Genomic DNA, 16,590 nt, shown 5'->3' with positions numbered 1-16,590 from the left:
GCGAGTTGGAGTCGGGTCACGCTCCCAAGTGGACAGGGCTTGGTCGATCATTCGATAGGTTTTATTAACACGATCACCTGCCCGTCGCAGAACCAGTGCCTGGTGGTGGGCAACGGTACCAAGGGTGCGGTTCTTCTTCGTTCGACCAACGGAGGCGTGAGTTGGAGTCGGGTCACGCTCCCAAGTGGACTCGGGTTGGTCAGCCACCATGTACTCCTGAACCAAATTTCATGCTCCACAGTACGTAGATGCCTTGCTACAGGTTTTGCCGGTATAGGCCCCGCTGTCCTACTCGGTTCCTCCAACGGAGGCGCGAGTTGGAGTCGGGTCACGCTCCTGCGGGGACAGGGCTTGGTCAATCATCCGATAGGTTTTATTAGCACGATCTCCTGCCCGTCGCGAACCCAGTGCCTGGTCGGGTTGAGTCTGGACACCAAGGGAGCGATGATCGACCTGATCAACATGCGTAATCTCGCGCAGGGCTCGACCGTTCTGACGCCACGTGTTATCGACGTCGCAGTTGTATTCGTGCTGGTAGTACTGAGCATGTACCTGGTTCGCCGAAGACATGCCACCGCGACACGGCCTGCACCTGATGCCGTTTCAGTGGACACGACACATTGACCACAAACCAACGATCGTGCAACAAGAACGCAATCGCTTCAGAGCTGGCGAGCAGACTCCGAATGTCGATACCCTCAATTGACTCAACCGTCATTGCCACCGACGGCACCGCGAGGGGTGGCTCGAGAACGCGTTCCATCGGTATGACGAGATCGTACCGGAGGTTCTCCTTACCGCTGCCGATCTCCACCTGAACACGCTTCCGAGTCGTAGCTTTACGACAGAACATGTGCTCTGTAAGGTGGGTCTCCTCCACAGATCCGTTCTCGAAGAACTCTGGAAACGGCGCGAGTGATCCAACGACTGCAGCGATGGAACTCCTCGCTACCGATAGGCGAGTTGGTGACCCACGCCAGCGGCTGCCCCACGCCTCGCAGATAGGAGTTGTGCTCCGGCGACGAGATGAGATTACGGTGCACCACCCTCACCGGATACGACACGTGCAGCCTCGTCACCCAAATGCCCGAAGCTCGGCGAACGACCCCATGGACGTAGGTCGTTGGTCGACAATGGCAGGCTATGGACGAATGCACCCTGCACCACACACGTACGCGCAAACAGAGAACGCCCCCGAGGTCAATCGTGCCAAGCCATCGGTCGCAGAGACGCCGAGCGAATCGGCCCCGAGCTATCCCTCAATCGAGAGACCTGTGCGATCTAGTAATTGCACACAGCGGTGCTTCACTTCGTTGATGAAGGGGCAGCGATCGTTGCGGGAAGTTGTCGACGTCCTCCGAGCAGAGAGCCAAGCGTCGAAGCGCTCACTCCCAACCAGAGCACCACCAGCAACACGAACAAGGCGAACGCCACATCACCGATGATGGGCAATGTCCAGATCTTTCCGAGCGAGACAGTCGCGACGGTCAACGCCCCCACCGGGAAGGTAAAACCCCACCACCCTACTCCATAGGGAATGCCTCCTTGGCGGAGATACCGCCCGAGCAGGGCCAAAGCCACGAGAAGTGACCAACCGCCGAATCCCCAGAGAAGCGTGGCTCCAATCATGGAAAGAGGGCCGATAGCCTGGGCGGCGGGACCAAGCACCATCCGTGCGACGTGCGCTAGATCCAACAAAGCAGCCGCTCCAACCCCTGCCGGGCCCAGCACGATCCAGAGGGACGGCGCCATCGTCGCCGCTGGCAGCGGTTGCGTAACCATACGATCGTGCAACATCGCCAGGACGAGCACAAACAAAATCAGTCCCACACCGAGGAAGGAGTAGCTCGTAAAGAGCAGCAGCCGAGCCCCCGAGGCACCCACGAGTCGCATGAGCGGGATGAGGACCACAGGTACGATGATCGTAACAACCGGAGGAATAAACCAACCTCCATTTACCTCCTGGCGATCATGATGATCGAGCGTGAACAGAAGATACGCAAAGAGGATGCTAATTACCAAGGCCAACGGGATACCAACACCGTCGAGGACCTCAATCAAAGTGGCGGTTGCACCCGATGATAGTACGCGCGGACCAACCGCGGCTGCGACGACCGAAAGGACGAGCACTCCGCCTGGCACTGTGCCGTGCAACGGTCCACTCTGTGGATCTTTGAGACTCGCCCATGAGCGCGCCGGATAGATGATCCATCGAAGCAGATATGGAACAATCAGCAGCACCGCCAGAAGTGCGGCGAGTGCTGCAACAGCATAGGCCGTGTCACGCATACTTGCATTGAGGCTTGCGATATGGCCCGGATCCTCCGCAGCGATCACGGCAATGATACCGGTGCCCATCACTGCTCCAAACCAACCAGGGCTCAGGCGTGCAAGCCATCCTGGATCGACGCGAGGCAACCCTTCCGTTCCTGTGTAAGTAGTGCCAGATTCGACTCGTTCCATACCTATAATCGTAGTTCGTCGATTATCGATGATCTAGGGTCAAAAGACTCTTCACCCATGGACAATGTCGGCGAAGAGGTACAATGGTATCGCCGCAACGGTCAGCTGTCGCCTTGGACACAAGCCATGCTTCCGCGATAGGTTGCCAAGATAGGTATGTTGTTGGAGCCCTGTCAGAGTGGCCCTCCAACACCAATAGATGGCGATACCTGACTAAACCACCCGTTCACGACCCCGACAGGTTATCCAGCGATATCCTTCACCTTCTCGGAGTCTGACAGGGGCGCCAAGATGTGTAGTGGAGGGTCCTCGTTTTGGAGTTCAGCGAACGCCGCCTTGCCGATGTCACCTTGAGAGGAGTCGATCAGCAGCGAACGAAAGTCATTAGCGTAGGTATACTGCACGATCTTATAACGATCGTCAACGGAGAGGTCAGTGAACAGGATCCCCAGTGTCCTAGCCTTTATCGAACGCACCTCACCGGCACACTGGACGCTATCGCCATCAAAGCGCATAACCACCACTACCTGTGTACCTGGTGCGACCGACAGCTCGGTATTGGCCACAACGCCGGCGCCGGCCAAACTCACATTCACCACCGTGCCGTCGACCTTGGCAGTCTGAGGTTCGGTGAGCAGGAGTTCACATGGCACTAAACAATCGACACGATAATGAAAGCGCTGCTGGCGGCGCCCGCTCACCAACAACATCGTACGAAGCATCCGTCGAATCTCGATAATTGCCAAAAGGGGCACCAGCCAATCAGCAAGACCGGGCAGGCGTGGAACGAAGCCTGTGAATTGCCCCACCACCCCAACGACGAGTAGGCAGGTGATAGCGATTACCCATTTGAGTTGGTAGAGCGCCGAGATACCACCTGTGTCCTTCGTCGTCTTCGGCGTGACTTTGAAGGAGCGATTGGTCTTCCGAAAAATTACTGCCTTCCAAGCTTTAGTAAAGATCTCCATCGTCAGGGTTTCAAAGTGCAGAAACTCAGGATTGAGTGAGTACCCCTGAGCGAGCAAGGAGAAGACAAACTCGTTGAGCAAGAAGGCCGGCAACCACAAAAACACAAGATCATCAACCGTTGCGGAGATGGGAATCTGGCCCGTGGTAAGGGTCAACACCAGCACCAACAACAGGAGAAGGCGCATCACACCAGATCCATAGGCAAACAGACTTTCCGAGAAGGCGATTCGCTGTTTGAGAGAGAGTCCCTTGGCGATCAGTGGATTGTCGACGGAACGAAGCACCGAAAGATTCCCTCTCGCCCATCGATCTCGTTGAATCAGATAGGAGTTCAGATCACCTGGCGCCATCCCCAATACGTAGGTGGTGTTGACATACCGGGTCGTCCAGCCCTTCTTGATCAGCTTGATTGAGGTATGATAATCCTCTGCCACCGTCTCAACGGCGACTCCACCGATTTCGAGGAGCGCCGACCTGCGCAAGATCGCCGCAGAACCACACCAGAAGGCGGCGTTCATCTCATCCTTGCTCTCCATGAGTACACGAAAGAAGAGTGATTGCTCGTGGCGAAAACGTGAGTAGTGCTGGACCGAGTCAGTATTGGCAAACTCGTGCGGCGTCTGGACAAGGGCGACCGAAGCGTCGTCGAAGAGCCCGACGAGATCGGTGAGCATGGAGGGTAACACCACATGATCAGCGTCGAGCGTGAGAATCAGCTCCCCGTCGGTCATCTCCAGCGCATGATTGATGTTGCCAGCCTTTGCGTGAGAGTTATCCGGACGAGTCAGGTAACCCACTCCCAGTGAACGTGCAAGCTCACCGACACTCTCGCGTCTACCATCATCGAGCACCCAGACCTTGTGCTCCCCGTCCAGCTCCTTCGCACTCACAATGGTCGGGAACAACAATTCCGGTTCTTCGTCATAGGTGGTGATAAAGACGTCGATCGTGGGCCAGTGTCGAGGAGGATGTAGGACCGGATCCCTCCGTCTCCGGGCAGCCAGTCGATAGGTCAACGAAAGCATCAGTGAGACAATTGCATACGCCTGAACAATAACCAGGCCAATCGCCAAGAAGATATTCGTGCCGTGCAACAGGTGCGTTAGGATCCAGTAGACCCACAACAACGACGAGAGCACCGCGAGCACCGCGAGCACACTGATGGCGGTCGGATGCCGTCGAAAACTTCGTATGCGATACTCGTTCACCGTCTCAGCGAGGGTTGAGATCCGGGCAATGTTATTGCTCACATCAACGCCGCACAGTCTCCCAAGTACACGGTAAGTACGTCCTGCACTCATGCCATCTGCTCCTGCATCCGGCCACGTGTGGACAGGGCCTCTTTCGTATCGACGCCTCGCTGGGAAGTAGACGAAGCCTCGTCTTCCTCCAGCCAGGGAGACGCTATCACGCGTGCATTCCTGCCAACAAGTGGCACCAACTATTGGCCTACCTTGTCTGTCCTCACTCTATCGGCGCCGCTTGGCGGTACTAAAGCGGATTTCCAAGGGATGAGCGAGAGATCCGCATCGTTTGCGGAGTCCTTGGCCACGCATCGGCCGGCTCTGCACGAGACCAAAGCACGCAGCGATGCGTACCTCTAGATGACCCAGCCCGTCACCGAGGCACGACTCAGGTCCTTGGTTTGGAGCCTACACCAACTTCAGTTTGGCCATCGATCCAAAAAAGACACGCTCACCTGCGGCATCGAAGTAGACGACGACTTCACGATCAACCGAGCGTTCCCGGATCGCCCGCACCTCACCCTCGCCGTAACGGGCGTGAAAAACCCTGTCTCCCACTCGATACGGAGCCGGCTGTCCAGGCCGTGGTGGTTGTTGGTGCTCTGGTACGGGGATGGGGGAGTACTCCAGCGACTCCAAACGTCGATAGACACCATCGGGCAGCTCCGTGATAAAGCGACTCTCTGGATTGTAGATCACGCTCCCCTGAAAACTCCGTCGACGTGCAGAGGAGATCATCAGGCGTTGCTTCGCCCGGGTAACCGCAACGTAGAGCAGACGACGCTCCTCCTCGATCTGGCTGGGGGAAGTTAACGATCGCATATGAGGGAAGATCCCCTCCTCAAGGCCTACGACAAAGACGATTGGGAATTCAAGCCCCTTGGCCATGTGCACGGTCATGAGGGTCATGCTCGATTGATCAAGATCGGCATCAATAGCGCTAAAGAGGGCAGTTTGCTCCAAGAAAGCCTCGAGCGAGTCAGCTTCCCCAGCAACTCGGCGCAGCTCCGCCAAGTTCTCAAGCCTTCCCTCGGCCGTCAGTGGATCCTCCTCGTTGATCAAATCGACGTACTCGGTACGTTCTATCACCTCGTCAAGCACGAGCGGCGCCGGAGCCCCCTCTTGAACCCGCTGGCGAAGATAGGCGAGCAACTCCATGAAGTGCGACAACGCCTTGGCGGCCCTCGAAGAGAGTCCAAGCTCATCGGTGGAGAAGAGTTCCAAGGCATGCAGCATTGAGACGTTTCGGGTACGTGCTGCAGCCGCGAGCTGTTCTTGGGTGCCGGCTCCAATGCCGCGATGCGGGGTGTTGATCACGCGCAAAAGTGCCACGTCATCATCCGGATTCACCAAAATACGCAGGTAGGCCAAGATATCACGGATCTCGCGACGATCGTAGAAACGCACCCCTCCGACCACACGGTAGGGGATGCCGCCCTTCGAGAGTTCCTCTTCAAGAACTCTGCTTTGGGCATTCGTGCGGTAGATCACCGCAATGTCACGGAGGCTGGATCCACTGGAGAGGAGCGTCACGAGCTGAGATACCACAAACTCCGCCTCTTGGCGATCGTCTTGGGCCACAAAATAGAGTGGCAGTACCCCTTGCCCAAGTTCTGACCAGAGTGTCTTGTCGTGCCGGAGAGCATTATGTGTGATCAGGGTGTTTGCGAGTTCTAGAATCGCGTTCGTCGAGCGATAGTTCTGTTCGAGTGCGATCGTACGCGTCGTCGGAAGGCGCTCCGAAAAACCAATAATATTGCCTAGATCGGCTCCACGGAAACCGTAGATCGACTGATCCGAGTCACCGACGACAAAGATATTCTTCTCGGGCTCAGCCAGAATAGAGATCAGTTCATTCTGGGCCCGATTGGTATCCTGGTATTCATCAACTAACAGATAGCGAAACCGACGTTGATAGTACTCACGCACTCCCGGATGTTCACGAAGTCCAGTCACGACTAAGTTGACGAGGTTGTCAAAGTCAACCGCATTGTTGGCAATGAGCGCGTCTTCATACGCCTGATAAAGGGTCGCCACCAGACGGTCATAGGCCCCCACTGCATCAAGCGCCATCTCGCGAGGACCGATCAGATCGGCCTTGGCTGAGCTGATCTTGGCCATGACGGCGCGCGGAGGGAAACGTTTGGTGTCAAGTTCTAAACTACGAATCGTACGCTCGAGCAGACGCCTCGCGTCATCAGCGTCATAGATGGTAAAACCTGATCTGAGTCGACCAAGCTCCGGGTGCACGCGTAAGATTCGACTACAGGCAGCGTGGAAGGTCGATATCCAAAGCGCCTGCGAGGCCTCGATACTCACCAGCTCATGGACACGTTCAGCCATCTCGCGAGCTGCCTTATTGGTGAAGGTGATCGCTAAGATCTCGTTCGGAGCAACGCCATGCTCAAGGAGATAGACCACACGGCGAGTCAACACTCGCGTCTTGCCTGAACCAGCGCCAGCCACGACGAGAACAGGACCATCCACGGCCGAGACCGCCTCTCTTTGGCGATCGTTCAGACCCTCTAAGACCTGTCGACTAGCCTCAGCCGCCAAAAGCTACTCCCACTCAATCGTTCCTGGTGGCTTCGAGGTGATATCATAGACCACCCGGTTGACTCCATCCACCTCACCAACGACTCGATGCGCAATGGCATCCAAGACTTCGTAGGGAAGGCGAGCCCAGTCGGCCGTCATGGCATCATCGGAGTCAACAGCGCGAACAATGATAGGCGCGTCATAGGTTCGTTCATCGCCAGAGACCCCCACGCTGCGCAACGACGGAGCCAACACCGCGAAGTACTGCCACATAGACCGACCGAGCCCCGCGTGCAAAATCTCCTCGCGGACGATCCGATCAGCCGCCCGTACCCGGGCAACCGCCTCCTCGGTGACCTCTCCAACGATACGCACGGCGAGTCCTGGACCAGGGAAGGGCTGTCGCCAGACGACCTCTTCGGGAATGCCAAGCTCGACACCGATAGCGCGGACCTCATCTTTGAAGAGAAACCGCAGCGGCTCGACCAGGGCAAATGACATATCGCTCGGCAGCCCACCAACATTGTGATGGCTCTTGATTAACGCGGCAGAAGCGTTCCCTGATTCGATGACGTCGGGGTAGAGCGTTCCCTGGACGAGAAATCCTCCGGCATCGATATCGAGGGCCGCCTCCTCAAAGGTGCGAATGAAGAGATTGCCGATTGTCTTACGTTTTGCCTCAGGATCCAACACGCCGGCCAACGCCGACATAAACCGTTGTGCAGCATCGACTACCACGAGTTTGATGTGGAATTGCGAGGAGAAGAGGGCGACTACCTGATCGGCCTCACCCTCACGTAGCAACCCAGTATCGACAAAGACGCACGTAAGCTGGTCGCCGACGGCTTCATGGGTCAGCACAGCTGCCACGGTGGAATCAACTCCACCTGAGAGTGCACACAACACATTACGCTCCCCGACCTGGCTACGGATCTGTGAGATCGACTCCTCGATAATCGAGAAGTTCGTCCACTTTGGCTCAAGCCCTGCAGCCCGAAAGAGAAAATTACTGAGCACCTCGCGCCCATACTCCCCATGGGAGACCTCGGGGTGAAACTGCACACCATAGCGGGCGCGCGTAGAATCCTCAAAGCACGCAACTGATGAGTGCGCCGTCGAGGCCGTGACGATCGCACCACTTGGCGGTAGGACCATGGTGTCTTGATGACTCATCCAGGATGCAAAGGAGTCGGGAAGGTCCAGCAAAAGAGTACCAGCACCCGGTGAGAGCTGGTCAATCACGGTACGCCCGTACTCACCGGCTGGCGTGCGCTCCACACGCCCCCCGAGGCTCTGAGCCATCAACTGCGCGCCGTAGCAGATGCCGAGCATCGGGAGACCCAGATCGTAGATGGCTGGATCGAGCGTCGGAGCACCCTCGACCCAGACCGACTTTGGGCCACCAGAAAGAATAATCGCTCGTGCTCCTCGCGCAAGAAGCTCGGCCGCAGTCACCTCATGCCCAACGATCTCGGAGTACACGTGCAGTTCTCGAACCCGTCGGGCGATCAACTGAGCATACTGTGCACCGAAGTCAATGACGACGACTGGCGCCTCGCGAGAGCTCTCCACTAATGCCCCATGCCAACATGCTGTGCCTGTTGCAGGGCCTTTCCTTCCGTCTGTAGCGCCGGGGCAACCATGACCTCGGCCTTCTGGAACTCCTTAATCGTCTCGTAACCACAGGTCGCCATCGAGGTTCGAAGAGCTCCAAAGAGGTTCATACGGCCGTCGTTCTCATGAGCTGGACCGACAAGAATCTCCTTGAGCGATCCACGCGTCTCGGTACGCACGCGAGTGCCTCGAGGAAGGGTTGGATGAAACGTCGCCATTCCCCAGTGGAAACCACGCCCAGGCGCTTCGTAGGCTGAAGCGAGAGGAGACCCCATCATCACCGCATCCGCACCAACCGCGATGGCCTTGGAGACGTCGCCACCCTTAGACATGCCACCATCGGCGATGACATGCACATACACACCGGTCTCATCGAGATGGCGCATTCTTGCCGCGGCAGCGTCGGCAATCGCCGTCGCCTGCGGAACGCCAAGACCTAGCACTGCCCGCGTGGTACAGGCATTGCCTGGGCCCACACCCACCAATACACCAACAGCACCGGTGCGCATGAGGTGCAACGCAGCCTGGTAGGAGGCGCAACCGCCGACGATCACCGGGATCTCGAGCTCGCGGATAAACTTTTTCAAGTTCAACGGTTCTTCCGACCGCGAAACATGCTCAGCCGATACGACGGTACCCTGGATGACAAGGATATCTAGTTCGCCCGCGAGAATGGACTTGAGCAGCGGTTGTGTTCGTTGTGGAGTCACCGAAGCAGCTACCACGACACCCTCGGCTTTGATCTGACGAATCCGTTCGGTAACGAGCGACTCCTTGATGGGCTCCTGGTACACCTCTTGCATGCGTGCCGTAGCTTTTTCAGCAGGCAACGAAGCGATCTCAGCGAAGATAGGGTCAGGATCCTCGTAGCGGGTCCACAGCCCTTCAAGGTTCAACACGCCCAGCCCACCGAGTCGGCCGATCTCAATAGCCGTCGCAGGTGAGACTACCCCATCCATTGCCGATGCAAGAAAGGGAAGCTCGAATCGGAACGCGTCGATCTCCCAGGAGATATCAACATCCTCGGGATCTCTCGTTCTCCGGGACGGTACAATTGCAATATCGTCAAAGCCATAGGCACGTCGACCCGACTTACCAATTCCAATCTCTATTTCGGCCACAACTTCCTCCAATCGACGGGCTAACAAAAACACCTACGGTCACCAAACCGGCCATCAACCATCCAAACCCTGCGGGCAGCCACTCTGCCTTCACAGGTCCGGCCCCAATCTCACAGCAACGAGTCACACTGTGGCGCGATGCTGGAACACTGCTGCAGCAGATCTCGCCTTCGCCGACCCCGCTTCAATTGGCGCGACCCAATCCGCCAAAGCCAATCCACCAAAGCTAATCGTTGTATAGCGTGTCATTCACTACCGACTCGGTCGCTACAACTGAATGACCCACAACTGACTGATCCACATCCACTACTACCTAGCCAGAGGATTCACCGATCCTGCTCAACTGTTAGAATGCTCTAGTCTAGTAGCTACGACTTGCACGGAGGTTCTGTATTCGATGCGCCTTAGAGGACTCGGCCTGGTGGTGCTCCTAATCTCAGGACCGATGTTGCTCGCGGCGTGTGGTTCAACCACTGTAGCAACCCCAACGACCTCGCCAAATGCGACGTCTGCGACGCTTACGCCGGTATCACTCAATGGGGTCACCGTCGATGTCGAGGCCGCATCCTCCGTCCGTCCGCTTCTTACCTCGTCAGTTGCGAGCCTGAGTCACAAGTACCCAAAGATACGGATAGCGCTGAGCTACGAACAACCAACCACGATGAACCTCATCAGCCTCGAGCACCCAACAAATCTGCGACTCTTCTCAGTAAACCCGGGGCGGACACTCCTCGACCAGCTCGGCGGAACGGAACGCTTTGCATTCGCCACCAGCACGGTGTACCTCTCGGCCGATCTCCCATCCGCACCAGTGATCACGCTCAACGATGCGGTGCTCATCGGCATCCTGGAGGGATCCATCACCAACTGGGACAACCCCCTCATCGCATCCGCAAACCCACACCTGACGCTACCCAATCTGAGTATCACCGTCAATACGCTCTCTCACTCTGGACAACGAGTAGCGATTTTGGAGAGCGAACTCGCGGTCCCTGCGACGAGCTACGGGGCCACTTTTGCACCGCACTGCACGACGACGCCTGGTTGCTTGCATGTCTCACTGACCAAGCCGGCACTACCTCTCTTTGCGGTCGACGCCGCCAGCGGGCAGGCAAGTCTGCCAAGTAGTGCGCAGTATCCCCTCACGACCAGCGAGCTGGCCGTCATCACCACCGACCCTGCGCACCCCAGAGAGGAGGCTGCTGCTGTTCGGATCACCCAGTCGTTAGTACAGAGTGGGAACCTCCCCGCCACCATTCGCGCGAGCGAAGAGGCTAGCCTCAACAAACTCCTCAATCAACTCACTATTGAACACTACGCCAATGATCCTGCGCGCACCTAAGCCTTGACGCAAGGAAGGGCCAGTATCTGGTGCGCAGCGTGTTAGGGGAGGACTCAATCAGACCTCACAAGTACGTGCATCGACGCCGCGACTCAAAGGATTGGCGAGGGTGGGCCCATACCTGGTCTCGGGTCCAGCACCCTTCAATTTGGCGACCCACCCACCGAAGGCATCAGACCATCATCGTTCTTGGAATGTTCACCCACAACCACGCGGGTGCCCCTGGTATGGCAAGTGGTGCTACGATGGTCGTGGGCACCCTGGTGTCAGAGATGCGTAGTCAGAGATGCGTAGTCAGAGAACGTGGTGAAAGATACGTGGTCGACCACAGTAGCCAGCGGTGTGGTGCAACACCGGGCGAATCCTGCGCGAGGAGGGCAACATGGACACAGAACTGCTCATCATCTTTGTCAATGAATCGGACCGAGTACATCACCGCTCAGCTGCTGACTTCATCATCCGCCAGGCCCTCGATGCTGGGCTCGTTGGAGCCTCTGCTTTTCGTGCCATCGATGGGTTCGGGACCCACCACCGCCTCCACCATCAAACACTCCTCTCAATGACGGACGACGAGGGCATCGCCATCTTTGTCTCGGACACCCCTGATAAACTCGATCACTTCGTGGATGCTCTCACCGCTGCTGGAGTCACCGCAGCCACGCTGCGCCTCCCTGTCACACTTGGCCATCTCGGTTGAGTTAGTTGGGGTTGGGTGATCACTGAGGAGCTACCATGGCAGCTACGGCACTGTGAGTCAGAGGGAGTTGCCATCTACCCCAGTCAATCGTTACCGCAGAACAAGCGATGTCGAAACGGGACATCGGAGGTTCTCTGCCCACTGACGACAGCCTCCCGGCTCGCGTGGCGAACCCAAGAGCTCTGTCGGCAGTCGTTTCCGCCACACTGACCAAGTGTCCCGAATGAGAACGGTGATGTTCTTTGCTCCTGACCCGGAAACGCAGTGCCGCTGGTGGGCGAACCACATGATCGATGGCGAACCCCAGCACGAAGGGTTGTACTGGTGGCTCGAGACCGGCGAAGGAACTGAGATAGGTTTTCACCCCGCCGACAGTGAGCGTAATCCTCTGGGAGGTACTCCCGTAGTGTATTGGAATCCTCTTCACGGAGTCGATAGACAACTCCAAGACCTCCTCGCGGTTGGCTGCACATTGCATCGCGGACCCCTGGCAATCGGATCCGGTCGTCGAATTTGCCAGGTACTTGATCCATTCGGCAACTGTTTTGGGCTCGACGGCCGCTAAAGCCGGACGACATCGTGAAGTCAATGCTGACACGTCTCCCGCGCTTCCCGTTCGACCAACCTGTCACATCGCCCTCCTTGGGTTGGCTCGCCGCGCCGTTCATCTGGCCATCATTGGCGATATCTATCGTCCCGCGCCAAACCATCCGGTGTTCTTAGCTCAGGCTCACTCGTGACAACGCCCTGCTCATCTCGCCGAGGGTCACCTGGCCCAGGCAGGCGGGTAGGCGTCGACGACTCCGGTCGTTCTCACGCCAGCCGTCACGACTGACCCATGAAACACCGTCGACCTCTACCGAATTCGCTCAGCGCTAAACTCGTCGTAGTATGCCATTAGATGGACAACCCGTGAACTCTCCGTTGATCGACGCTCAAGAGAAGACGGGCGACACCGATTCCTCACCCTCCGCACCTGTGAGCTACTTCACTCGCCAGGATGCACATCGCTATCTGCCACTTCCCCCCAGTGAGGGACCCTGGAATCCCCTAGCCTGCCATGGTGGTCCGCCTTCGGCGCTCGCCGTCCACGAGCTCGAGGGCTACGAATCCAATCCCGAACGCAGACTCTCACAGGTGCACGTTGACTTCTTCGGGGAGGTCCCACTCAAACCCCTCACCTGGGACACCAAGCGACTGCGCTCCGGACGCCGTATCGAATTGATCGAGACCACGGCACGCACCGACGCGGAACGCATCGTGCTCTCTGCTCGTGGTTGGCGGATGTCGACCGAGGCCCAACGCGCTCCCCAAAGGGAGCCAAGCACCGTGATACCAGGTCAAGAGCATGGTCACCCAGACCAGACCATGTCCTCATTCCCCTATGGCGCCTCCATTGACTGGTCATTTCTTGAGGGCGGCTTTACTGATCCTGGTCCCGCGACCGTCTGGGCACAGCCACGGCTCAACCTGATCGACCGTGAACCCCTCCAGCCGATCGAGGCGGTGTTCCTGGTAGCGGACTCTGCGAATGGGATCAGCTCCGAGCTCGACTTCCATCAGTTTCTCTTCATCCCTACGGCGATGGAGATCGCCCTCCGATCGCGCCCGCTTAGCACCGAGATCGGGATCTCTGCACGGACAACCGTCGCTCACGACGGGATTGGCACCACGCGCGCTACCCTCTTTGACCGCGACCACAGTTATGGGTACCTGTTGCAGACCCTCTACGTCGACCGCCGGTAAGGAGAACCTCCCGCGTCAAGCCAGTCACTCGAGGAGCGCCAACAGGTCGACTAACATTCGTGCCGAGGCACCCCAGATAAGGTCCGGCGCCATCACAAAAAAATGAAACAGACCCCAACCGAGAGCCTCGCTGTACCAAAGCTCGCAAAAGTAATCAGGTGTATATACCAAGCTGAGCGGCACTTCTAGCACTGCCTCGACCTCGTCGGCGTTGAGGGCAACGACTGGCCGTGACGTAGCACACCCAACGACGCCAGAAAAACTGCTCCCACTTCCACGAATGGCACCCGAGCCGAGAAAGCCCAGCAGCTCGATAACGGAGCCATCGATGCCAACCTCCTCGTATGTCTCCCGCAGGGCGGCATGCCCAAGCGTCTCTCCGGCTTCGACCTTGCCTCCCGGAAAGGAGATTTCACGAGGGTGATTCCGCAACGCTCCAGAACGTCTCGTCATCAATACCATCGTCTCGCCGCCAGCGGGATAGAGCAGCAAGAGGACGGCGGCACCGTTCCCACCGATCTCAGTAGGCAGTGGGGAGAGAGTCCGTTGTAACCGCTCCACGACCTCGGAGTACGGAGGAATACCGCCAGAGGGCGATCGCAGCATCACGGGGACACGACGGGCAACCGTCGGCAACCCTTGGAGGTATTGATGGAGATCCCGTACCGTCATGGCGACTCAGCTGCAACCTTCCCCTCGTGAACGCCAGCATCAAACCTTCTTTGCACCCACAGCACTGAGTGCGACCCGTGCCTAAAACTAGCTCTGGCGGATGTTCACACACCCGCCAGAGTAGTTCCTTTTAGCAAAGGAGCAAGGATAGATGATTACATCATCCCGCCCATGCCACCCATACCGCCCATACCAGCGGCAGCAGCTGCTGCTGCAGCCCCGGCATCCTTGGGCTCTGGCTTCTCAGCCACGAGTGCCTCAGTCGTAAGCAACAGTGCCGCGATCGAGGCAGCATTCTGCAACGCTGAGCGCGTCACCTTTGCTGGATCAATAACTCCAGCCTTCACCAGGTCCTCATAGACACCGGTTCGCGCATTGAGGCCAACGTTGCCGCTCTCACGCTCCACCGTCTGCACGGCGACAGGACCCTCGAGCCCTGCATTGTACGCGATCCACTTCAAAGGTTCCTCAAGCGACTTGGCGATCAGACGAGCTCCCGTCGCTTCGTCACCCTCGAGCTTCCCGGCAACGTCCATCACCGAGCTTCGTGCCCGCAACAGAGCGGTACCGCCACCAGCGACGATCCCCTCCTCGATCGCGGCACGAGTCGCCGAGAGGGCATCCTCGATGCGGTGCTTCTTCTCCTTGAGTTCTACCTCAGTCGCGGCACCAACCTTGACGACGGCGACACCACCTGCAAGCTTGGCGAGTCGCTCCTGGAGCTTCTCACGATCCCAGTCAGAATCGGTGTCATCGATCTCGCGACGAATCTGGGCAATCCGTCCCTCGACCTCAGCCTTTTCGCCAGATCCACCGATGATCTTGGTGGCATCCTTGGTCACCTCAACACGACGCGCCTCTCCCAAAAGATCAAGAGTTGCATTCTCAAGTTTGAGCCCAACCTCTTCGGCGATGACCTGACCCCCGGTGAGAACGGCCATGTCTTGGAGCATCGCCTTGCGTCGCTCGCCAAAACCTGGTGCCTTTACAGCGACCGAAGTGAAGGTGCCGCGAATCTTGTTCACTACGAGCGTTGCGAGCGCCTCACCTTCGAGATCTTCAGCGATAATCAACAACTGACGTCCGCTCTGCATCACCTTCTCGAGCAGAGGTAGCAGCTGCTGAATTGAGGAGATCTTCGAGGAGTAGTACACAATGTACGGATTCTCGAGAATCGCCTCTTGTCGATCAGGGTTCGTCACAAAGTATGGTGAGAGGTAACCCTTGTCGAACTGCATGCCCTCTGTGAACTCAAGCTCGAGACCAAAGGTGTTTGACTCCTCAACCGTCACTGTGCCATCCTTGCCAACCCGACCGATCGCCTCGGCGAGCACCTCGCCAATGGCCTGATCGGCAGCGGAGATAGCAGCTACCTGGGTAAAGTCGCTCTGCCCTTCGATTGGCTTGGCCTGTGCCGAGATTGCCGCGACCGCAGCAGCGACTCCCTGCTCAATGCCTCGCTTCAGCGCCATCGGATTAGCCCCAGCAGCTACGTTACGGAGACCCTCTCGGATCATCGCCTGCGCGAGTACCGTCGCCGTCGTCGTGCCATCACCGGCAACATCGTTGGTCTTGGTTGCGACCTCTTTGACGAGCTGCGCACCCATATTCTCATAGGGATCCTCTAGCTCGATCTCACGAGCGATCGAGACACCGTCATTGGTGATCGTTGGAGCTCCGAAGGACTTCCCGAGCACCACGTTACGGCCCTTTGGCCCTAGCGTTACCTTGACCGCGTCAGCAAGCTTGTTGACGCCGGCCTCAAGAGATCGGCGAGCCGTCTCATCAAATTGTAAAATCTTCGGCATTACTTCACCACCTTTGCCAACACATCACGGCCATTGAGGATAAGAAGATCCTCGCCGTCAACCGTGATCTCGGTTCCTCCATACTTTGAGTACACCACTGTGTCACCGACGTTGATGTCAAGAGCGATAATCTCACCAGTCGACTCAGCACGCTTACCTGGGCCAACAGCAAGGACCTGGCCCTGCTGGGGCTTCTCTTTGGCGGTATCAGGAATCACCAGTCCAGATGCTGTCCGCTCTTCGGACTCTGCTGGACGGACCACGATCCGATCCTCTAAGGGATGGAGATTCATTCTGTTTTGCCTCCTTGTTTGAGTTAACTTGCCACCTATTGGCCAACTAGCACTCTAGTGCCTCGAGTGCTAACTTCCATCCT

The 16,590-nt window shown here is 57.6% G+C and carries 13 protein-coding genes; 3 read left to right on the top strand and 10 right to left on the bottom strand.

Translation table 11 applies throughout. The features are described 5' to 3' along the window. The 7 genes from M7439_RS07110 to M7439_RS07080 form a co-directional block, all read right to left on the bottom strand. Window positions 1-207, bottom strand: a 207-nt coding sequence (locus M7439_RS07110) for a hypothetical protein (RefSeq protein WP_308464438.1), incomplete at its 3' end; no start/stop codon positions are given. A gap of 81 nt (window positions 208-288) precedes the next feature. Further along, the gene (locus M7439_RS07105; RefSeq protein ID WP_298348879.1) at window positions 289-570 is read right to left on the bottom strand and encodes a hypothetical protein; all 282 of its coding nucleotides are present in this window, start codon (window positions 568-570) and stop codon (window positions 289-291) included. 735 nt (window positions 571-1,305) lie between these two features. After that, window positions 1,306-2,463, bottom strand: a complete 1,158-nt coding sequence (locus M7439_RS07100; protein ID WP_298347361.1) for a hypothetical protein — start codon at window positions 2,461-2,463, stop codon at window positions 1,306-1,308. Between the two features lie 242 nt (window positions 2,464-2,705). Further along, a complete protein-coding gene (locus M7439_RS07095; protein ID WP_298347362.1) occupies window positions 2,706-4,733 on the bottom strand; it encodes a glycosyltransferase family 2 protein in 2,028 nt (675 codons plus the stop codon). A gap of 351 nt (window positions 4,734-5,084) precedes the next feature. After that, complete coding sequence (locus M7439_RS07090) at window positions 5,085-7,232, bottom strand: ATP-dependent helicase (protein WP_298347363.1); 2,148 nt, start codon at window positions 7,230-7,232, stop codon at window positions 5,085-5,087. 3 nt (window positions 7,233-7,235) lie between these two features. Continuing rightward, the gene (guaA, locus tag M7439_RS07085; RefSeq protein WP_298347364.1) at window positions 7,236-8,786 is read right to left on the bottom strand and encodes a glutamine-hydrolyzing GMP synthase; all 1,551 of its coding nucleotides are present in this window, start codon (window positions 8,784-8,786) and stop codon (window positions 7,236-7,238) included. Continuing rightward, window positions 8,786-9,949 carry a GuaB3 family IMP dehydrogenase-related protein gene (locus M7439_RS07080; protein WP_298347365.1) on the bottom strand — a complete coding sequence of 388 codons (1,164 nt, stop codon included), beginning with the start codon at window positions 9,947-9,949 and terminating at the stop codon, window positions 8,786-8,788. The genes guaA and M7439_RS07080 overlap by 1 nt, the downstream gene beginning before the upstream one ends. 397 nt (window positions 9,950-10,346) lie before the next feature. On the opposite strand from M7439_RS07080, the gene M7439_RS07075 reads away from it, so the two are divergent. From M7439_RS07075 to M7439_RS07065, 3 genes are all read left to right on the top strand, one after another. Beyond that, a complete protein-coding gene (locus M7439_RS07075) occupies window positions 10,347-11,291 on the top strand; it encodes a hypothetical protein (protein ID WP_298347366.1) in 945 nt (314 codons plus the stop codon). A 382-nt stretch (window positions 11,292-11,673) separates the two neighbouring features. After that, complete coding sequence (locus M7439_RS07070; RefSeq protein WP_298347367.1) at window positions 11,674-11,988, top strand: DUF190 domain-containing protein; 315 nt, start codon at window positions 11,674-11,676, stop codon at window positions 11,986-11,988. 891 nt (window positions 11,989-12,879) lie between these two features. Next, window positions 12,880-13,734, top strand: coding sequence for a thioesterase family protein (locus M7439_RS07065; RefSeq protein WP_298347368.1), 855 nt, complete (start codon window positions 12,880-12,882; stop codon window positions 13,732-13,734). 24 nt (window positions 13,735-13,758) lie between these two features. On the opposite strand, the gene M7439_RS07060 is transcribed toward M7439_RS07065, so the two are convergent. The 3 genes from M7439_RS07060 to groES form a co-directional block, all read right to left on the bottom strand. Next, entirely contained in the window at window positions 13,759-14,406 is a 648-nt protein-coding gene (locus M7439_RS07060; RefSeq protein WP_298347369.1) for a CoA pyrophosphatase, read from the bottom strand. A gap of 155 nt (window positions 14,407-14,561) precedes the next feature. Then, the gene (groL, locus tag M7439_RS07055) at window positions 14,562-16,214 is read right to left on the bottom strand and encodes a chaperonin GroEL (protein ID WP_298347370.1); all 1,653 of its coding nucleotides are present in this window, start codon (window positions 16,212-16,214) and stop codon (window positions 14,562-14,564) included. Further along, window positions 16,214-16,507: a co-chaperone GroES gene (groES, locus tag M7439_RS07050; protein WP_035389034.1), complete on the bottom strand. Its 294-nt coding sequence runs from the start codon at window positions 16,505-16,507 to the stop codon at window positions 16,214-16,216. The genes groL and groES overlap by 1 nt, the downstream gene beginning before the upstream one ends. Window positions 16,508-16,590: the final 83 nt, after the last annotated feature.

It is taken from the genome of Ferrimicrobium sp. (assembly GCF_027319265.1).
Lineage (GTDB): Bacteria > Actinomycetota > Acidimicrobiia > Acidimicrobiales > Acidimicrobiaceae > Ferrimicrobium.
Note: the sequence above shows the minus strand (reverse complement) of the source record. Positions and strands in the feature narration are given on the sequence as shown.